The organism is Salinimicrobium sp. TH3, from assembly GCF_026676115.1.
Taxonomy (GTDB): domain Bacteria; phylum Bacteroidota; class Bacteroidia; order Flavobacteriales; family Flavobacteriaceae; genus Salinimicrobium.
This window is the reverse complement of the sequence record NZ_JAPONB010000009.1, coordinates 40958-62022: the sequence shown is the minus strand read 5'-3', so window position 1 is coordinate 62022 and position 21065 is coordinate 40958. Positions and strand designations below refer to the sequence as shown.

General features: G+C 41.2%; 16 protein-coding genes. 13 read left to right on the top strand and 3 right to left on the bottom strand.

Annotated features, from left to right (window positions below):
• The first annotated feature begins 10 nt into the window (after positions 1 to 10).
• The 4 genes from OU683_RS13395 (at position 11) to OU683_RS13380 (ending at position 3711) form a co-directional block, all read left to right on the top strand.
• On the top strand, positions 11 to 1834 hold the full coding sequence (locus tag OU683_RS13395) for an ABC transporter ATP-binding protein (protein ID WP_268139154.1): 1824 nt from the start codon (positions 11 to 13) through the stop codon (positions 1832 to 1834).
• Between the two features lie 356 nt (positions 1835 to 2190).
• Positions 2191 to 2736, top strand: coding sequence for an RNA polymerase sigma factor (locus tag OU683_RS13390; RefSeq protein WP_268139152.1), 546 nt, complete (start codon positions 2191 to 2193; stop codon positions 2734 to 2736).
• 32 nt (positions 2737 to 2768) lie between these two features.
• Complete coding sequence (locus OU683_RS13385; protein ID WP_268139150.1) at positions 2769 to 3278, top strand: hypothetical protein; 510 nt, start codon at positions 2769 to 2771, stop codon at positions 3276 to 3278.
• Position 3279: 1 nt separating this feature from the next.
• Entirely contained in the window at positions 3280 to 3711 is a 432-nt protein-coding gene (locus tag OU683_RS13380; protein ID WP_268139148.1) for a hypothetical protein, read from the top strand.
• A 62-nt stretch (positions 3712 to 3773) separates the two neighbouring features.
• Here OU683_RS13380 and OU683_RS13375 read toward each other — a convergent pair whose 3' ends face one another.
• Positions 3774 to 4814: a WD40/YVTN/BNR-like repeat-containing protein gene (locus OU683_RS13375; protein ID WP_268139146.1), complete on the bottom strand. Its 1041-nt coding sequence runs from the start codon at positions 4812 to 4814 to the stop codon at positions 3774 to 3776.
• Between the two features lie 75 nt (positions 4815 to 4889).
• Between OU683_RS13375 and OU683_RS13370 the strand changes: the two genes are divergently transcribed.
• Entirely contained in the window at positions 4890 to 6107 is a 1218-nt protein-coding gene (locus tag OU683_RS13370) for an RsmB/NOP family class I SAM-dependent RNA methyltransferase (RefSeq protein WP_268139144.1), read from the top strand.
• A 268-nt stretch (positions 6108 to 6375) separates the two neighbouring features.
• Positions 6376 to 10038, top strand: a complete 3663-nt coding sequence (purL, locus tag OU683_RS13365) for a phosphoribosylformylglycinamidine synthase (RefSeq protein WP_268139142.1) — start codon at positions 6376 to 6378, stop codon at positions 10036 to 10038.
• A gap of 71 nt (positions 10039 to 10109) precedes the next feature.
• Here purL and OU683_RS13360 read toward each other — a convergent pair whose 3' ends face one another.
• The gene (locus OU683_RS13360) at positions 10110 to 10697 is read right to left on the bottom strand and encodes a DUF4136 domain-containing protein (protein ID WP_268139140.1); all 588 of its coding nucleotides are present in this window, start codon (positions 10695 to 10697) and stop codon (positions 10110 to 10112) included.
• A gap of 188 nt (positions 10698 to 10885) precedes the next feature.
• On the opposite strand from OU683_RS13360, the gene OU683_RS13355 reads away from it, so the two are divergent.
• The 4 genes from OU683_RS13355 (at position 10886) to OU683_RS13340 (ending at position 16062) form a co-directional block, all read left to right on the top strand.
• On the top strand, positions 10886 to 12064 hold the full coding sequence (locus OU683_RS13355) for a class-III pyridoxal-phosphate-dependent aminotransferase (protein WP_268139138.1): 1179 nt from the start codon (positions 10886 to 10888) through the stop codon (positions 12062 to 12064).
• A gap of 79 nt (positions 12065 to 12143) precedes the next feature.
• Positions 12144 to 13922, top strand: coding sequence for an AMP-dependent synthetase/ligase (locus tag OU683_RS13350; protein ID WP_268139136.1), 1779 nt, complete (start codon positions 12144 to 12146; stop codon positions 13920 to 13922).
• 201 nt (positions 13923 to 14123) lie between these two features.
• On the top strand, positions 14124 to 15134 hold the full coding sequence (gene mgrA / locus OU683_RS13345; protein WP_268139134.1) for an L-glyceraldehyde 3-phosphate reductase: 1011 nt from the start codon (positions 14124 to 14126) through the stop codon (positions 15132 to 15134).
• Positions 15135 to 15171: 37 nt separating this feature from the next.
• The gene (locus OU683_RS13340; RefSeq protein WP_268139132.1) at positions 15172 to 16062 is read left to right on the top strand and encodes an SMP-30/gluconolactonase/LRE family protein; all 891 of its coding nucleotides are present in this window, start codon (positions 15172 to 15174) and stop codon (positions 16060 to 16062) included.
• A 73-nt stretch (positions 16063 to 16135) separates the two neighbouring features.
• On the opposite strand, the gene OU683_RS13335 is transcribed toward OU683_RS13340, so the two are convergent.
• Positions 16136 to 17107, bottom strand: a complete 972-nt coding sequence (locus tag OU683_RS13335) for a type I phosphomannose isomerase catalytic subunit (protein WP_268139130.1) — start codon at positions 17105 to 17107, stop codon at positions 16136 to 16138.
• Positions 17108 to 17261: 154 nt separating this feature from the next.
• Between OU683_RS13335 and OU683_RS13330 the strand changes: the two genes are divergently transcribed.
• The 3 genes from OU683_RS13330 (at position 17262) to OU683_RS13320 (ending at position 21054) form a co-directional block, all read left to right on the top strand.
• Positions 17262 to 18014: a carboxypeptidase-like regulatory domain-containing protein gene (locus OU683_RS13330; protein WP_268139128.1), complete on the top strand. Its 753-nt coding sequence runs from the start codon at positions 17262 to 17264 to the stop codon at positions 18012 to 18014.
• A 157-nt stretch (positions 18015 to 18171) separates the two neighbouring features.
• Complete coding sequence (locus tag OU683_RS13325; RefSeq protein WP_228913531.1) at positions 18172 to 18609, top strand: MarR family winged helix-turn-helix transcriptional regulator; 438 nt, start codon at positions 18172 to 18174, stop codon at positions 18607 to 18609.
• A gap of 39 nt (positions 18610 to 18648) precedes the next feature.
• Entirely contained in the window at positions 18649 to 21054 is a 2406-nt protein-coding gene (locus OU683_RS13320) for a 3-hydroxyacyl-CoA dehydrogenase/enoyl-CoA hydratase family protein (protein ID WP_268139126.1), read from the top strand.
• Positions 21055 to 21065 lie beyond the last annotated feature (11 nt).

Here is a 21065-nt window from a genome sequence, read left to right as displayed (position 1 = left end):
GCCACCCTGCATGAATTACTTTAAGAAGATTATGAGGTTCGCGATCCCCTACAAGAGGTTCGCGATCCTTAATATTATTTGTAACGTTTTCTACGCTCTTTTCAGCACCCTGTCCTTCCTGGCGCTCATCCCGGTGATCCAGATCCTGTTTGACAAGACTAAAAGAGTTGCTGTCGAACCTAAATGGGCAGGTTTAAACAGCATAAAAGATTATGTGGTCGAATCTTTTAACTATGAAGTCACCCGCCGTGTCAATGAAGATGAAGTCACTGCTCTTCTATTTGTCTGCGGAATTGTGGTGATTCTTTTCTTTCTAAAAAACTTTTTTGGATACATGGCTGCCTTCTTCATCACTTTCCTACGGAATGGAGTGCTGCGGGATGTGCGGAATGCTATTTATGATAAGATCCTTGTCTTACCGGTTTCTTATTTTTCTGAAAAACGAAAAGGAGACACCATTTCCCGAATTACAGCCGATGTGAATGAGGTGCAGACTTCTTTTCTATCAATTCTTGAATTGATCGTTCGCGAACCTCTTACGATCATCTTTACTATTACGGCCATGCTTATCATGAGCCCGAGCCTCACGATCTTCGTGTTTATTTTTTTACCTATTTCAGGATTTATTATTTCGGCTATTGGGAAAAAGCTGAAGAGCAAATCAAATCAGGCGCAAGAGGAAAATGGACATTTCCTGTCGCTTGTGGAAGAGACTTTATCAAGTTTAAAAATTGTAAAAGGTTTTAATGCTGAAGATAAGTTCAGGAACAAGTTTCATGAATCTACAAACCGATTAAAGAAAATCCTGGACAGTCTTATTAACCGGCAGAACCTCGCCTCTCCTACCAGTGAATTCCTCGGGATCTTTGTGATCGTGATCATCCTGTGGTATGGAGGAAATATGGTTTTGGTAGAAGGCACTCTTGATGGAGCTACTTTTATTGCTTTCATGGGCCTTGCTTATAATATCCTTACACCGGCAAAGCAAATAAGTAAGGCAACCTACAGCGTGAAAAAAGGAGATGCAGCTGCCGAAAGGATCTTCCACGTGCTAGATACCGAAAGTAATATTACAGATGCTAAAAATGCAGTTGAAAAATCTGATTTTGAAGAGGTAATAAAAATTGAAAATATTTCCTTTAGATACGAAGAAGAAAATGTCCTGAAGAATTTCAGTATTGCCGTCCCTAAAGGTTCCACGGTTGCGCTGGTAGGACAATCTGGAAGTGGAAAATCAACCATTGCCAACCTGGTGACGCGGTTCTATGATGTCAACGAAGGAGCAATAAAGATCGACGGAATTGACATTAGGAACATGACCAAAAAATCCCTGCGGAATTTGATGGGACTCGTGACTCAGGATTCCATTCTCTTCAACGACACGATTAGAAATAATGTAGGTCTTGGAAAAGATAATTCAACAGACGAAGAAATTATAGATGCATTAAAGATTGCGAATGCCTGGGAATTTGTAAAAGACCTTCCCCTTGGTCTGGATACGAACATTGGTGATAGTGGAAATAAACTTAGCGGGGGACAAAAGCAGCGTCTTTCAATTGCAAGAGCCGTCCTAAAAAATCCGCCAATAATGATCCTTGATGAGGCGACGTCGGCGCTTGACACCGAAAGCGAAAGGCTGGTACAAAAAGCCCTTGAGAACATGATGAAGAATAGAACTTCAATTGTGATCGCCCACCGGCTTTCGACCATTCAAAATGCCGACCAGATCGTGGTTATGCAAAAAGGAGAAATTGTGGAACAGGGAAAACACGATGAACTGCTGGCGAAAAAATCTGTTTATCAAAAACTGGTTGAGATGCAGTCTTTCGAATAAGGAATTCCCAAAAAAAAGTTAAAAAAATAAGGTTCCAAAATAACATTTTCGGAACCTTATTTTTTTGTAGGTAATCTAAAGGAGAAAAAAATGGATGAAGTAGGTTCATCCATTTTTCATAATCTTTGCACCACTATGGGGTATGTGGCGAAAGAATCTCCAGCAATTGGAGCAAAAAAGATTACTTTTTCACAATGTGAATATACTACAAAAATAAACACAAAAAAATTATTTGTGTATTTTATCCAAATTATGTGTATTTCGTCGATCCTTTTCGGAAAAAACAGCAATTCCCCTCTTTCTAATCTTAAAAGATTTCCTCCTATCTTTAACCGCTCAAATAATTCCGGCATCGATTGAAATCTTCCGAAGAAAAATTAGTTCTCCGCCTCCAGGATCCCCAATCAAGGGATTCGGCATTTCGGGAATTGCTGGAATTATATCAGGAGCGACTTTACTGGCAATGTCGAAATATTGTAAAAAATCACGAAGATGCCGATGATGTACTGCAAAATACCTTTCTTAAAATTTTCAGGAATATTGGGAAGTTTAAAGGAGATAGTCAGCTGTTTTCCTGGATGTATCGCATTGCAACAAATGAAGCTATCACCTTCCTCAATAACAGGGCAAAAAAGCAGAAAATAAGTTCAGAAGAGCTGCAGCAACAAATCATTGACAATCTTGAAAATGATGTTTACTTTGAAGGAGATGAAATTCAGCTGAAGCTACAAAAAGCCATAGCCACGCTTCCGGAAAAACAACAACAGGTTTTTAACATGAAATACTTTCAGGAATTGAAGTATAAGGAAATTTCTGATATCTTAGGTACGTCTGAAGGCGCGCTGAAGGCTTCTTACCACCATGCTACTAAAAAAATCGAGGAATTTTTAAAAAATGTTTAAACCTTAAGAGGAATATTCAGTCAAATAAACAAATGAAAAAGAACAGGTTACCATATCCCAATACAGGCGGGTTTAAAGTTCCGGAAGGTTATTTCCAGGACTTTGAAGCTCGCATGATGGCGCACGTAACCGAAGAAGAGAAAAGCTTTGGAGATACCCCCTTTAAAGTTCCTGAAAATTATTTCGAAAAGTTTGGGGACCGGGTCTTTGCAAGGATTGAAAATCCTCCCAAAGAAGGAAAAGTTGTTCCGCTTTTCAAAAAGAAAATCTGGTCTTATGTGGCCGGTGTAGCAGCGGTCGCCGCAATCTTCTTTAGTTCTTTAGTTATAAATACCAATGGAGAATTAGGTTTTGAAGACCTTGAAATAACAGCTCTTGAAAATTACCTTTTAGAGTCCCTGGACATGGAAAATCCAACTCAGCCACCTTTTACTGAATATGAAGTAACTGCTTCGGCAAACCCCAATATTGATAAAGAAGCCCTTTTCGAATATTTAACCGAGAATATTGATGAGCCGGCACTCCTACTTAATGAAGATTAGAATGAAAAAGAAAATAATAATACTCCTTTTGTTTACCGGGTTTTTTGCCCATGCCCAGGACAGGGAGGCACACCGTGAGAAAATTAGAGCTCTCAAAACCGCCTTCATCACAGACGGTTTGAATTTGACAGCCCAGGAAGCTCAGCAATTTTGGCCGGTGTACAATGAATTTGAAGAAAAAAGAAGAGCTCTTTATCGCAGAGAGAGGGCCGAGGTTGAAAATATTGAGTGTCTTAGTGAAGAAAAGGCAAACTCAAAACTCAATGAATATGTTGAAATTGAAAAGGAAGATTACCTGCTGAAAAAACAGTATTACAACGATTTAAAAAAATTCTTTAGCGCCCGCAGAATCATGCAACTAAAAAAGGTTGAAGATGAATTTAATCATAAAATGATGCGGGAATACCGTGAAAGAAAGGAATCCAATAAATAAGTTAGATGGTTGGTTGGTTAGTTGAAATGATCCGGTTGCTTAAGGCGCCGGATCATTTGTTTTTATTTGAATTTCAACTTTGCCAGCCTGTTTTTCCCTGCCGCGTAAGCTACAGAGTCATTTAGGAACCTGATGGTGTAAAAACCCTCTGAAGAAAATTCTTTCCAATTCTCCCCTGCATCTACCGAGTAAGAAATCCCGGTAAAACCAACAGCGACAATTTCCTTTCCTTCCCCACCGGGAACATAGCGCACACTGCTCTTATAACCCGGATCTTTGCCCTGGGCTATAAGGTTCCAGGTTTTTCCGCCATCGGTAGTAACCGCTTTATTAGCTTTATTTTCCTGGGGAGCTGTGTAATCACCCCCAATGATAATTCCCTGTTGTTCATCATAAAAATCGATAGAGTATCCTCCCTGTGTACTCCCGCCCTGTACCAAAGGAGTTTCAAACACTTCCCAGGTCTTACCTTTATCGGGAGTAAAGAAAACCCTTGATCGTGCTCCTCCAGAAAGTATCCAGGCTTTATCTCCCTGTACGGCAATATTAGAATTGCTTGCTGCAAAAGCGGCTTCTCCATCAGCCACTTCGGGAAGTTGTTCGCAGGAAACTTTGCTCCAGCTCTTCCCGCCATCGCCCGTTATGATAACCGAAAGGCAATTCTCCACAGGGTCGCCCATTGCAATTCCTTCTTTATCATTCCAAAAGGTCATGGCGTCGTAAAACACATTTTCCCCCTCCTCTTTAAACACGAGTTCCATTTCTCCGCTATCACCGGTTTTGTACAGCAAAGCAGGATTAGCCACACTTAGCATAAAGAAATCTTCAGAAGTTCCTGCAACAGCCCTAAATTCAGGATAAATAGAGTCATATTGCTGCCGGCTTACCCGCACCTCATCCTGCTGTGAATTATAAATTCCGTAAGCACCATTGGAGCCTGCAAAAGCCAGATCCTCCCCCATAATTTCAATCGCTCTTATACTTATGGAATCTTCCAGGAGCACCTCAACTTCTACTTCAGTAAAAATCTTTCTTTCTACCTTTTCAGGTTCAGATTTACATGCGGCGATGACTAAAAAGAGTATAAAAAACAGACGCTTCATAAATAGAAATTTGCCTTCAAAGATAGATTTTTCCGAAGTTTAAAAAGCTTACCTTTGCGGCTTTAAACAAATTTTATGCGCTTATACAGAAACCTGGTGTTTGCAACCGTTGACGCACTGGGAGAAATATTTAATGAAGGAGGATACGCCGATAAGGTAATTGCAAAAACACTAAAACGTGACAAGCGCTGGGGTTCCCGCGACCGTGGTTTTATTGCTGAAACCACTTATGACATTGTTCGCTGGAAGCGTCTTTATGCTGAAATTGCCGAAGTAAAAGCTCCTTATTCGAGAGAAAACCTTTTTCGCCTGTTCGCAGTTTGGGCTACCTTAAGAGGAATTGAAATTCCGTCTGACTGGAAACAGATAGAACCCGTGCCCACCCGTCGCATCAAAGGAAAATTTGATGAGTTGAGCCAGATAAGAAAGTTCCGTGAATCTGTGCCCGACTGGCTGGATGAGCTTGGTGTAAAAGAACTGGGAGAAGAAGTATGGGAGAAGGAAATACACGCCCTCAACCAACAGGCGCCAGTAATTCTTAGGACAAACACTCTTAAAACGACAAAAGAAAAGCTACAACAGGAGCTTCAAAAAGAGGGAATTGAAACCGAATTTTTGAAAGGTTATCCCGATGCTTTGCAGCTAAAGGAACGTACTAATGTCTTTCAAACCGAAGCCTTCAAAAATGGTTTGTTTGAAGTACAGGATGCCTCATCTCAACTTGTAGCCCAATTCCTGGAGGTTAAGCCGGGAATGAGAGTAGTCGATACCTGTGCCGGTGCCGGTGGTAAGACCCTGCATCTTGCTGCCTTGATGGAAAATAAGGGACAGTTGATAGCTACAGATATTTACGAGAACAAACTTAAGGAACTCAAGCGCCGCGCACGCCGTGCAGGAGCTCACAATATTGAACCCCGCGCTATTGATTCCACTAAAGTGGTGAAAAAACTTTATAATACTGCAGATCGTGTCCTTATCGACGCTCCCTGTAGCGGATTAGGAGTTCTAAGTCGAAATCCTGATGCAAAATGGAAACTGCGGCCGGAATTCATTGAAACTATCAAACAAACTCAGGAAGAGATCCTGAAGCAGTATTCAAAAATGGTAAAAGACGGCGGGAAGTTGGTTTACGCTACTTGCTCGGTTTTACCTTCGGAAAATGAAGAGCAGGTGAAGAAATTTCTTTCTGCCGAAGAAGGGAAGAATTTTAATCTTGCAAAAGAACAAAAGATCCTTTCCAGCGAGACAGGATTTGACGGCTTTTATATGGCATTGTTAGAGAAGAACAAATAGAGTTCCATTGGGCTAAAGCCCACTTTTCAACTATAATCTTAGGCCCCCAAATAAATTTGGGGGCTATTTATTTCTAGCCTATGAATTGCCTCCGCGTTTAGGCGAAGGTTAAAAGGATCAGTTTCAATTGGCTTTAGCCCAACCAAAAAAAGAACTTTCAAAAATAACATTTTGGATAGGTATTTTTTTTACTTTCTTTTTGTTTTGAGGCTAAAGGAGTTCCTTCAAAAAATGTAAATTTGCTCCTCAACAACACAAAACCCTCAGAATGATCTTATTCTTCGGAAATCGTCCAAACAAGGTCTATGCGGTTGACACGCATAAGGCACTTTCGGCCGAAAACATTGCAAAATTAGACTGGCTTTTTGGAAACGCACAATATTTAGAAAAATCTGCCCTGGCAGATTTTTTTGTTGGTCCCCGTGCCGCCATGATCACTCCCTGGAGTACAAATGCGGTAGAGATTACTCAAAATATGGGTATTGAAGGCATCCGCAGGATCGAGGAGTTCTATAAAGTTGACGAAAATTATCACGATTTTGATCCCATGCTTTCTCAAAAGTACAATGGGCTGGACCAGGATATTTTCACGATCAACATAGAACCCGAACCTATTCGCGAAGTAGAAAACATTGCTGCCTACAACAACAAAGAAGGACTGGCTCTTAATGAAGAGGAAGTTGAATACCTGGAAAAGCTTTCAGAAAGAATTGATCGCAAACTCACCGATTCTGAAGTTTTTGGTTTTTCCCAGGTAAATTCTGAACACTGCCGTCATAAGATCTTTAACGGGACCTTTGAAATAGATGGAAAAGCCAAGCCGGTTTCCCTCTTTAAACTGATAAGAAAGACTTCTGAAGAAAATCCGAATGACATAGTTTCGGCATACAAGGACAATGTTGCATTTGTAAAAGGTCCGAGGGTTGAACAATTCGCCCCACAGTCGGCAGACAAATCAGATTTTTATAAAAAGAAAGATTTTGATTCGGTCATTTCTCTAAAGGCCGAAACCCACAACTTCCCAACTACAGTAGAACCTTTTAACGGAGCTGCAACGGGAAGTGGAGGGGAAATCCGCGACAGGCTCGCAGGCGGAAAAGGTTCACTGCCCCTGGCGGGAACTGCCGTTTACATGACTTCCTACTCCCGACTTGAAGAAAACCGACCATGGGAAGACGCTTTCCCGGCGAGACCATGGCTTTACCAAACGCCAATGGACATCCTTATCAAAGCTTCCAATGGGGCTTCTGATTTTGGAAATAAATTTGGGCAGCCTCTTATTGCAGGTTCGGTCCTTACTTTCGAACATTCCGAAAACAGAAGAGCACTGGGTTATGACAAGGTGATCATGATGGCCGGCGGAATTGGTTATGGGAAAGCCGACCAGGCGATCAAAGGAGCTCCAAAAAAGGGAGATCAGATCGTTGTTTTAGGAGGAGAAAATTACCGGATTGGAATGGGCGGTGCTGCAGTTTCTTCGGCAGATACAGGGGAATTTAGCAGTGGTATTGAACTCAATGCCATCCAGCGATCGAACCCCGAAATGCAAAAACGTGCCGCCAATACTATCCGTGCCATGGTTGAGGCAGATGAGAACCCAATTGTCTCTATTCACGATCACGGTGCCGGTGGGCACCTCAACTGCCTTAGCGAGCTGGTAGAAGATACCGGAGGAAATATTGATCTGGATAAATTACCCGTTGGAGACCCTACTCTTTCCGCTAAGGAAATTATAGGAAATGAATCTCAGGAAAGAATGGGCCTTATCATTTCTGAAAAGGATCTAAAGCAAATGCAAAAGATCGCTGAAAGGGAAAGGACTCCCCTATATTCTGTAGGAAATGTAACCGAGGACAGGCAGTTCACCTTTGAAAGCAAAAAAACCGGTGCAAAACCTATGGACCTTGCTTTGGGTGATATGTTTGGCAGCTCGCCGAAAATGATCATGAAAGACAAGACCGTTGACAGGAAATATGCCGATGTAGAATACAGGCAGGAAGACCTGCACAGCTACCTTGACCGTGTCCTGCTCCTGGAAGCTGTTGGTTCCAAAGACTGGCTTACCAACAAGGTTGACCGCTGTGTCACGGGAAGAGTGGCAAAACAACAAACCGCAGGGCCCTTGCAGTTACCACTCAACAACTGCGGAGTAATGGCTCTTGATTACAAAGGAAAAAATGGCGTGGCTACTTCTATTGGCCACTCCCCTGTTTCGGCATTGATCGATCCTGTAGCCGGTTCCCGGAACTCCATTGCCGAAGCACTTACAAATATCGTATGGGCACCTCTTGAAAAAGGTTTGAAGTCAATTTCCTTATCGGCTAACTGGATGTGGCCATGTAATAACGAAGGGGAAGACGCGAGACTTTATGAGGCAGTGCAGGGAGTATCAGATTTTGCTATTGGCCTTGGAATAAATGTGCCTACAGGAAAGGATTCTCTTTCCATGAAGCAGCGATATGAAGACGGAAATGTGCTGGCCCCGGGCACAGTGATCATTTCTGCCGCTGGACATTGCGATGAGATCACTAAGGTTGTGGAACCCGTATTGCAAAAAGATGGTGGACCTATTTACTATATCAATTTTTCTCAGGATACTTTTAAACTTGGAGGCTCTTCCTTTGGACAGATCCTCAACAAGGTAGGTGCTGAGACACCTACTATAAAAGACGACAAAAAATTCGCTGCAGCCTTTAATGCAGTTCAGGAATTGATTCGGAAGGATCTTATTCTTGCAGGTCACGATGTGGCTTCGGGAGGATTGATCACCACCCTTCTGGAAATGTGCTTTGCAGATGTAGATCTTGCTGCCGAACTTAATCTTACCAAACTGGGAGAAGAAGACAGCGTGAAATTGCTATTTGCTGAAAACTGCGGAATAGTATTTCAGGCAAAAGATAAGAGTGTAGAAGCCATTTTAAAGGAACAGAAAGTAGAGTTCTTCAAGATTGGAAAAGCAACTGAAGGAAAGACCCTGAAGATCAAGAACGGGGAAGAAAACCTGAAATTTGATATTCCAAAGCTTCGAAATACCTGGTCCCGAACTTCTTTCCTACTTGACGAGAGGCAAAGCGGAATAGACAATGCTACCGAGCGTTATAAAAATTACGCCAAACAGCCACTACACTTTAGATTTCCGGAAGGTTTCAGCGGAAAAATCCCTGCTCTAAAAGAAGGACAAAGAATAAAGGCTGCCATTATACGGGAAAAAGGTTCAAATTCAGAAAGAGAGATGGCTTACGCTATGGATCTTGCCGGCTTTGACGTGAAGGACGTGCATATGACCGACCTGATCACCGGGCGGGAAAACCTGGAGGATATTCAGTTCATCGCAGCGGTGGGTGGATTTTCAAATTCGGATGTCCTGGGAAGTGCAAAAGGCTGGGCCGGAGCATTCTTGTACAATGAAAAAGCCAAGGCTGCCCTGGACAACTTTTTCGCGAGAGAAGATACCTTATCCCTGGGTGTATGTAACGGTTGTCAACTATTCATGGAACTGGGATTACTGCACCCAGACCATGAGGAGAAACCAAAAATGCTGCACAACGAATCTCATAAGTTTGAATGTAACTTCACCTCTATGGAGATCGAAAAAAATGATTCGGTGATGATGTCTACATTATCGGGTAGCCGCCTTGGAATATGGGCTGCACACGGGGAAGGAAAATTCAGTTTTCCTTATGAAATTGAACGTTATAAGATCATTGGAAAATATGGATATGAGACCTATCCTTCCAATCCTAATGGTTCTCACTACAATACCGCAATGATCGTAAGTGACAACGGCCGCCATTTGGCGATGATGCCACACCTGGAGCGTTCTACTTTCCCATGGAACTGGGCTTACTATCCAAAGGATAGAGAGGATGAAATTAGTCCCTGGATTGAAGCTTTTGTAAATGCCAGAAAGTGGCTGGAGAAATCTGAATAAAGATCAAACAAAGAAAACGTCCGACAGATTAATTTCGTCGGACGTTTTTATTTCAGATCACTTCGTTTTGGTTATTCCACAGGATACTCTTCAAAAATGGGGTTTACCAGATCCCTTATTCCCTGTGTTGAAGTTTGGCCTGTAATACTTTCTGAAGCTACTCCTTTCCATACAGTATTTTTAGTCTCTCTGTCCACCAGGTTAATTACTACCGTCCCTTCTTCATAGGTATAAGTATCGGTGTCATAGCCAATGATATTATTATATCCCGCATAACCTCCGTAGTAATAGTTGTTGTACAAAGGATTTATGGTTCTTACCCCTGTAGTATAAGGATAAGCAGCATAAACAGGATCTGTAGTAGTAGTGACTTCCGTATCGGTCTCTGTGCTAATTAACACCAGCAGGTCTGGATTTTGACGGTTGAGATTATAACCGGCTTGTTGTAAATTGGTGTTTACTGCTTCAATTACTGCACGACTTACATCTTCTGAACTCATCTGCATCCCCTGTGCACTAACATTTGCATTGGGGAGATAAGCAAAGGAATTATAAGAGCTAAGGTCTTTAGAAGTCGTTTTTTGGGTTGCTACTCTTGGACCACAACTTAGAATGGCAAAAGAAAATAACAGCAGCATTAAAATGTTCAATTTTTTCATAGTCAGTTTTTTTCGATTCCCCATAATTTAAACATTTATACCTTTAGCACTCAAATTATTAAAACATTTAAAACGAATTTAACCAAATCTCTAAATTTTCATCAAAATCGGGGCATCCTCAAGATTTCACCTTTTACTAACATTCCTGCCAGAATTTATTCCTTAAATTTTAAGGAAAAGCTTAAGAAATGATTGTAAAAGAAAAAGATAAAAAATATTTTGGACGAGGGAATCCGGCTATAGAACTGGAAGTTGTAAAAGCAGAAGGAAGTTTTATATATGGTGCCGACGGAAAAGAATATATCGATTTCCTTGGTGGTGCAGGCGTTGGAAATCTGGGTTGGAATGTAAAAGAGATAGAGGATGCAATTCGCAATGGCGATCGTCCCTCCTATATATATCCAAATTTTTATTACAAGCCCTGGACCGAATTGGCAGAGACTTTAGCCAAACTCAGTCCCGGAAATCTAAAAAAGAGCTACAGGATGACCGGTGGGTCTGAAGCAGTAGAAGCAGCCCTTGAAATGGCCACCATGTATACCGGTCGTAAGAAGATCCTTTCAATTGAAGGTAGTTACCATGGAAATACTATAGGTGCACTAAGCATTGGGGCCACCAAGAAAAGGGAAAAATTCCCTAATCTGCTTGAAGGCTGTTTAAAATTGGAGCTTCCCCTAAATAAGGAGAATCTGGAACAGGTAAGTTCCCTCCTCTCTTCAAAAGAAGTAGCTGCCGTCATCATGGAACCTGTAATCATCAACCTGGGGGTAGTAATCCCTGAAAAAGATTTTATGGCAGGATTAGATAAGATTTGTAAAGAAACAGATACCTTGTTGATCATGGATGAAGCTATTACCGGTTTTGGACGCACAGGAAAAATGTTTGCTTCTGAGCACTTTGATATTGAACCGGATATTTTGTGTATGGCAAAAGCAATAACTGCGGGACATGCCGGGATGGGCGCGGTTATTATCACAGAGGAAATTGATGACAAAGTGGGTGAAAAAATTGGCCTGTATTCCTCTTATGGATGGCATCCCGTTGCAGTAGATGCTTCGCTGGCTGCTCTGGATTACCTTCAGAAGCACGAGAATAGACTTTTTAAAAATATAAAGCAGCTTGCAGAGACCTTCAAAAAAGGTATTTCAGAAGTAAATTTTAAGAATACACCTGAAGTGCGGATCAAAGGAGCTGCAATAGGTGTAGATCTCAAAGATGAAGATTATGCTTCTACAATTAAGAGTAAAGCTATGAAAAAGGGGCTGCTAATGAACACTGAAGGTTCCAGCCTGTTATTTTTACCCAATTTTCAAATGACCAAAGAAACTGCCTATAAAGGAATCGAAATATTAAAAAGTTGTGTCTAGAAAAAGACATTTTCAATATTTTATTTGAAATAGATGCTTCTTTTGCTATTTTGCAGAGATTATTGTAACAAATCAATAAATGATTGAAATAAAAAGACTCTTTGATTTTCCATATTTCCAATTGGAAAATGCCCCTCTTGAAAAATCCCTGGTCACTAAGTATAATGGGAAGTGGGAAGCCATTTCTACCCAGGAATACATTGACAAGGCGAATGCTGTAAGCCGTGGGCTGCTACGGCTGGGGATCCAGCCAAATGATAAAATTGCGGTGATCTCCACCAGTAACCGTACCGAATGGAACATAATGGACATTGGGATCTTACAGCTCGGTGCCCAAAACGTGCCCATTTATCCCACAGTTTCTGAGGAAGATTATGAGTATGTGATCAATCACAGTGAATCTATTTATTGTTTCGTTTCAGACAGGGAGATCCTTGACAAGCTTAATTCCATTCGTGGAAACACTAAATTAAAAGGGGTCTACACCTTTGATGAGATCGCAGGAGTCGACAATTGGAGCGAGATCCTGAAACTTGGGGAGGACAAATCAAACCAGGAAGAGGTCGAAGCCAGGAAGAAATCAGTTAAAGAAGATGATCTTGCCACCCTTATCTATACCTCGGGAACTACCGGGAGACCAAAGGGAGTTATGCTTACCCATAAAAATATTGTGAGTGATGTGCTGCTAAGTTCAGAACGGGTTCCTTTTGATTTTGGAAGTTACGTATCTCTTAGTTTCCTTCCTGTTTGCCACATTTTTGAAAGAATGATCCTTTATCTGTATCAATACTACAGTGTATCCATTCATTTTGCCGAATCAATTGACAAAATTAGTGACAACCTTAAGGAGGTACAACCTCATGTTATTTCGGCTGTACCCCGACTTCTGGAAAAAGTTTATGACAAGATCATCGCAAAAGGCTCAACTGTTGGCGGGATCAAACAGAAATTATTTTTCTGGGCAGTGGAACTCGGCCTGGAATACGAACCTTATGGCGCAAAAGGTTGGTGGTATGAAACCCAGCTTAGCCTGGCCCGTAAACTGGTTTTCTCCAAATGGAAAGAAGGTTTGGGAGGCAAAATTGAACTTATAGTATCGGGTAGCGCGGCTTTACAGCCAAGACTTGCGAGAGTTTTCGCTGCTGCGGGAATTCCGGTAATGGAGGGTTATGGATTGACCGAAACTTCTCCGGTAATAGCTGTTAATGACCAAAGAAACCATGGTTTTAAGATTGGAACAGTAGGAAGAGTCCTTAGAGATGTGGAAGTGAAAATTGCTGAAGACGGAGAGATACTCTGTAAAGGTCCTAATGTTATGAAAGGCTATTATAAAGAGCCCGAAAAGACCAAAGAAGCAATTAATGGAGATGGTTATTTCCACACGGGAGATATAGGAGAAGTGGACAGCGAAGGTTTCCTCAAGATCACAGATCGTAAAAAGGAAATGTTCAAGACTTCTGGCGGGAAATATGTAGCTCCTCAGGTCATTGAAAATCAAATGAAGCAATCCCGATTCATTGCGGAACTAATGGTTATTGGGGAAGGTGAAAAAATGCCTGCAGCTCTAATACAGCCCGACTTTGAATTTTTGAGGGAATGGGCCAAAAGAAAACATATTGAAGTAGGACCAACCAACGCAGACCTCATTTCAAATACGCAGGTTAAAGCCAGGATCCAGGAAGAAGTGGATTTTTACAACCAAAAATTTGGAAGCTGGGAAAAGATCAAAAAATTTGAACTCACTCCCGATGTTTGGAGCATTGAAGGGGAACACCTTACTCCTACTATGAAGCTGAAGCGCAGGAATATCATCAAGCTTTACCAGAACCTGTATGACGGGATCTATGAAAAGCAGTAAATAGGTGAAAAACTAATTAAAAATGTCCGGACAATATCCCGGACATTTTTTTTAAATAATATCTCAATTTGAAGGAATCGGTAAAAGAGGATCCTCAGGAAAACCGTAAATTAGAGTCCCGAAAAAGGAATAAATGACACTTATTATTTTTCAGAAAAATTAAAGCCTTTCTTACAAAAAATTCTCGATTAAAAATAGATTATGAGTTCATATACTGCGGCCGAAGACCGCTACGAAAAAATTGAATATCGCCGTTGTGGTAAAAGCGGATTAAAGCTGCCTCTGCTTTCCCTTGGCCTTTGGCATAACTTTGGAGATACCACCAGTTTTGAAAATTCAAAACAACTCCTGCGAACAGCTTTCGACCATGGAATTACCCATTTCGATCTTGCCAATAATTATGGACCACCTTACGGTTCGGCAGAGATTAACTTCGGAAAGATCTTCAAAGAAGATTTTCAAAAATATCGTGATGAGCTGCTAATTTCCACCAAGGCAGGCTGGGATATGTGGCCGGGACCATATGGAAATTTCGGCTCCCGAAAGTATCTTATCGCAAGTCTGGACCAGTCGCTTAAACGAATGGGACTGGATTATGTAGATATATTTTATCACCACAGGCCAGATCCTTCCACTCCTCTGGAAGAGACAATGGGTGCTTTGGACCAGATCGTGCGGCAGGGAAAAGCACTTTATGTTGGCGTATCACAATATTCGGCCGGGCAGACAGCCAAAGCTTCCGAAATACTGCGCAATCTCGGTACTCCATTTGTCATCCATCAGCCCCGCTATAACATGTTCGATCGTTGGGTTGAAGACGGACTCCTTGACACTCTTGAGAAAGAAGGCCTGGGCAGCATCGTATTTTCGCCCCTGGAACAGGGAATACTAACCTCAAAGTACCTGCATGGAATCCCGGAAGATTCCCGTGCAGCAATTGAAGGTGGTTATCTTGACAAAACTAAAATCACTCCCCGACTTCTGGAGCAGGTTAAAGAACTAAATGCAATTGCCGAAAGTCGAAATCAATCTCTTGCTCAAATGGCAATTGCGTGGTTCATAAAAGATCACAGAGTCAGCTCGGTTTTAATTGGAGTGAGTAAGGTTTCCCAGCTTAAAGACAATATTGCAGGGCTGCAAAACCTGAAATTTAGCAAAGAAGAGCTGGAAAAAATTGAGGACATCCTTAAAAGAAATAACAGTGACAATTGAAAAATTGGAGACCCCACATTGAAAAGATAAAAACGCTATGAAAATACCATGTAATATTTTTCTTGTTACAATTTTGTTCAGTATTTCAGGAAAAGCCCAGGATAAGAACCTTATTGCCGATGGCGCAGAATTGCAACTTGTGTCCAACGGTTTTGAATTTACCGAAGGCCCTGCTGCCGATTCTCAGGGAAATGTTTATTTTACAGATCAGCCGAACAATCGCATTCACAAATGGTCTGTGGAAGACAACAAAGTAAATGTCTTTATGGAAGATGCAGGACGTGCAAACGGTCTCTACTTTGATGCTGAAGGTAATCTCTACGCCGCAGCCGATAAACATTCCGAGATTTGGATGATTAACAGCAATAAGGAGGTGAGGGTACTGCTCGAAGGATTTAGAGGACAAAGATTTAACGGACCTAATGATCTATGGATCGCCCCCGATGGCGGAATCTTTATTACCGATCCTTTCTACAAAAGAGATTATTGGAAGCACACTAAACAGCCTATCAAGGAGCAGCGGGTGTATTATCTCACCCCAAACCGCAAAGGTCTTTTCATCGCTGCCGAGGATCTTGTGAAGCCAAATGGCATCATTGGGACTGTGGACGGTAAAACATTATATGTAGCAGACATTGAGGACAATAAAACCTGGAAATACTCTATTGGAAAAGACGGAAAACTGGAAGACAAAATCCTTTTTACTGAACTGGGGTCTGACGGGATGACAATAGACAAGCAGGGAAACCTTTACCTCACCGGCGACGGCGTGACGGTGTTCAATCCACAAGGAAAAAAGATCCTTCACATTCCAATAGATAAAGAGTGGACTGCCAATGTAACTTTTGGTGGTAAGGAAAACAAGACATTGTTCATTACGGCTATGGACTCCTTATATAGTCTGGAGATGAATGTAAGTGGCCGTTAAATGCCGCTTAAATCAAAAACACCTTCCAGAAATGCCATTTTTGGAAGGTGTTTTTTGATTCTAGCATTTGGACTTAGGAGACATAAACTTCAAGAAGTTCTGCTCCATTCGCGGTTATTTTTACTTCAGAATTTTCTGCCGGAATTAGCAGCGTCTGCCCCTGGAAAACTTTTTCTGAATTTCCTTCAATGCTTATTTCTGCTTCCCCGCTTACACACATAAAAATGACAAAGGAATCCAAATTTGAATAATCCTTTATAATACTTCCTTTTACCGGAAGAAAGTTGGTGGTGAAATATTCGCAGTTAGCAATATTGGTGGAACTATTCTCCTCCCGGGAATATTCCATTTTAAAATCCTCTTTTCTCTCAAAATCTATAGCATCCAGTGCAAGATCTGTATGCAATTCCCTTGAATTTCCTTCTGAATCCACCCGGTCCCAGTCATAGATTCTATAAGTAATATCTGATGTCTGCTGAATTTCGGCCAAAAGTACTCCTGCGCCAATGGCATGAACTTTTCCGGTGTTGATGAAAAAAGAGTCTCCTTTTTGAACTTTTTCGAAGTTTAGCAAATCTGTGATTCTTCCCGAATTGAGGTGCTCGAGATATTCGGCTTCAGAAATGCTCTTTTTAAAACCTACATTGATCTCTGCGCCTTCATCTGCCTGCATGATGTACCACATTTCGGTCTTTCCAAAGGAGTTGTGGCGTTCTTTTGCAATGCTGTCGTGTGGATGCAGCTGCACCGAAAGTTCGGTCTTTGCATCTATAAACTTGATCAAAAGAGGGAATTCTTCTCCAAACTTTTTAAAGTTCCTCTTCCCCAGCAATTTTTCTTTATACCTCGCCAAAAGGTCATTTAGGTTCTGTCCTTTAAGAGGACCATTTTCCACCACAGAAATATCACCTTTCACTCCAGAAATTTCCCAGCTTTCACCCGTATTTTCTGAGGTTGAGGGCTTATGCAGGATTTGTTTCAGTTTATTTCCTCCCCATATCTTTTCCTTAAGAATGGGTTCAAAACGAATTGGGTAATTGAGCATTTAATATTGTTTAATGTGGTAAAGATAATAATTGTAACGCTGGATTAATATGGATTTTTTAAAGAAGACACCAGGCATTTAACCTTCAAAAATCTCATTTTCTCCACCTATTTTATTTTAAAGTTCTACTTTGTCCTGGATTAGCACAAGAACTTTGAAGTATCTCATTATTATTTTTTGCACACTTTTCTCACTCAATCTTGAGGCACAGGAGAGAGTCACGGTGCGGGGAATAGTCACGAACCAGGAAAATCTGCTACAAAACGTCCATATAAATAATGTTTCTTCAGGAAAATATTCGGTTTCGGGCAAAAAAGGGATATTTGAACTGAACATTAAATCGGGAGACACCCTTGTTTTGTCACATGTGGGAATGGAGGACCTTATAAGGTTCATAAAACAGGAGGACCTTCAGGAATTTCCGGTTGTTTTTGAAATGGAGGAAAGTTCGATGGAACTTAAAGAAGTGGTAGTCAAGGAAAATTCAGAAATTAATGTCGTAAGTCTCGGTATCATTCCCAGGAAAATAGAAAAGCTTTCCATGAATGAAAGACGGCTTAGAACTGCCGGGGATTTTAAACCTATACATTTATTAGGCCTTTTAGGGGGATCCCTGGAAATTGATCCCATTTTAAATGCCATTAACAGTAGAACCAAAAAATTAAAAAGGAATATTAGGATTGAAAAAGCGCAAAGAAATATTGCCTTTTTTAAGATACATTATAAAACTTATATGGAAGAAACGATGGAGTTAAGCCAACAGGAATCGGCACTTCTCATAGATTTCATGCTGGAAAAAAAGAAAATTCCCCGCCTTTTGGAAGAGAACAATGATGCCCAGATCAAGCTCTTTCTTCACGATTCCTGGTTTCAGCTAAAGGATAAGATGCAGAGCACTTCAAAGTAAAGCCTCTAAGTTAATTGTCGAAAAAACTGTCAAACTCCTCTTTAACGGAGAGTTTTGTTGTGTTTTTCTAATTAATTTAGGAGAGGCATTAAATAGAAGGAAAATATTTTTTATTTACTATGCGCGCATAACAAAATTTTCTTAACTTTGAGATTCTATGAAAGAAAAAACCATTGATTATGTCCTCCGGGCGACCTGGATCTCAATTTCAAAAATGTATAATGAGGAGGCAGGTAAAGAAGGAAGTACAATGGCTACGGGCTTTGCCCTCTTGAGTATTGATCCAGAAAATGGCACCCCCTCCACTTCATTGGGTCCAAAAATGGGAATGGAAGCGACCAGTTTGTCGCGCACCCTTAAAACTATGGAAGATAAAGGCCTCATTACACGGAAGAAAAATCCCGTTGATGGCCGAAGTGTGCTCATTTGTCTTACCGATTTTGGTAAGGAGATGAGAGACTATTCAAAAAAGGTGGTTTTAACCTTTGATGAAGCAGTGAGAAAAGAAATTCCGCAGGAAGATCTGGATAAATTCATTGAAGTAGCCTCCAAGATCATGGACCTTATCGCGTCCAGAAAAATTTATAATGAATAATAAAGGTCACCCCCGGTGATCGTCAAAATTTATATTAACATGAAAAGACGAATTAACAAAGTTGCAATAATAGGCTCGGGTATTATGGGCAGCGGGATTGCATGTCACTTCGCCAATATTGGAGTGGAAGTTTTACTGCTGGATATTGTGCCGAGAGAGCTAACAGAAAAGGAAAAGAAACAGGGTCTTACCATGGATGACAAGCAGGTAAGAAACCGAATTGTAAATACCTCTTTACAAGACGCCCTAAAATCCAAGCCCTCTCCTATTTATCATAAAGACTTTGCAAATCGTATTAAAACGGGGAACCTGGAGGATGATATCTCTAAGGTTTCGGAAGTTGACTGGATCATGGAAGTGGTTGTGGAGCGACTGGATATCAAAAAGAAGGTTTTTGATAACCTCGAAAAATACCGCAAACCAGGTACTTTAATAACTTCAAATACTTCCGGTATCCCTATTCAGCAGATGAATGAGGGTCGAAGTGAAGATTTCCAAAGACACTTCTGCGGAACACACTTCTTCAACCCACCACGTTATCTAAGACTTTTTGAAATTATTCCGGGGCCAGACACTTCCGAAGAAGTTTTGGAATTCCTGAATGAGTACGGTGAGAAATTCCTGGGAAAGAAATCGGTTGTCGCAAAAGATACGCCGGCCTTTATTGGGAACAGGATTGGTACTTATAGCATCATGAGCCTTTTCCACATGGTGAAGGAACTGGACCTTACTATTGAGGAGGTTGATAAACTTACAGGCCCTGTAATTGGAAGACAAAAATCTGCCACTTTTAGAACTGTTGACCTTGTAGGACTGGATACTCTTAAACATGTTGCCGAAGGTCTTCACAAAGGAGTACCCACAGATGAAGAGCACGATCTCTACGCCATGCCCGACTATATTAATACTATGGTCGACAATGAATGGTTTGGGAGCAAAAGCGGGCAAGGGTTCTATAAAAAGATAAAAAAAGACGACGGTTCAAGTGAAATACAATCACTCGACCTCAACACTTTGGAATACAGATCTCAGAAAAAAGCAAATTTTGCTACTCTTGAATTAACGAAAACGATTGATAAAGTAGAGGACAGATTTAAAGTTCTTGTTGATGGAAAAGACAAAGCAGGAGAGTTCTACAGAAAGAATTTCGCCGCTATTTTTACTTATTCCTCAAAACGTATTCCTGAAATCACAGATGAACTTTACAAGATCGATGATGCCATGAAAGCCGGTTACGGTTGGGAACATGGACCCTTCCAGATTTGGGATGCCATTGGTGTGGAAAAAGGAATCGAGATCATGAAAGCTGAAGGTAAAGAGCCTGCAGCCTGGGTGAAGGAGATGCTCGAGAATGGAAACAAGAATTTCTACACCGTAAAAGAAGGAAATACCTGGTATTACGACATTCCTTCAAAGGAATACAAAAAGATCCCGGGACAGGATGCTTTCATTATCCTTGACAACATCAGGGAATCTAAAGAAGTCTTCAGCAACAGCGGAGTTGTGGTAGAAGATCTTGGTGACGGAATCCTTAATGTGGAATTCCGCAGTAAAATGAACTCTATTGGAGGCGATGTACTCGATGGTTTGAACAAGGCCATTGATATGGCAGAAAAAGATTATCAGGGACTGGTTGTAGCCAACACCGGAAAGAACTTTTCTGTAGGAGCCAATATTGGGATGATCTTCATGATGGCTGTAGAGCAGGAATATGACGAGCTTAATATGGCTATAAAATATTTCCAGGACACCATGATGAGAATGCGCTATTCTTCAATTCCAACAGTTGCAGCACCACACGCTATGACTTTGGGTGGTGGATGTGAACTTTCCTTACACGCAGATAAAGTAGTCGCCGCGGCTGAAACGTACATCGGACTTGTAGAATTTGGAGTTGGGGTGATTCCCGGCGGTGGAGGCTCCAAGGAAATGACCTTACGTGCTGCTGATACTTTCCAGAAGGATGATGTGGAGTTGAACCGACTGCGGGAACATTTCCTTACTATTGGTATGGCAAAGGTTTCTACATCAGCTTACGAAGCTTACGACCTTAATATCCTTCAGAAAGGAAAAGACATTGTGGTAATAAACCCCGATCGTCAGTTAGCAATTGCTAAGAAACACGCGCTTCTCATGGCAGAAAACGGTTATACCAAGCCTATTATGAGAAAAGACATTAAGGTATTAGGTAAACAGGCACTGGGAGCCTTTTTAGTAGGTACAGATCAGATGTTCGCCGGTAAGTACATTAGCGAACATGACAAGAAGATCGCCAACAAACTCGCCTACGTGATGGCGGGAGGAGATCTTTCCGAAAATTCTTATGTGAGTGAGCAATATCTGCTTGATCTGGAAAGAGAAGCATTTTTATCTCTTACGGGAGAAAAGAAGACACTGGAGAGGTTGCAGCATATGTTGCAAAAAGGTAAACCTTTAAGAAACTAGAATCTAGAGTC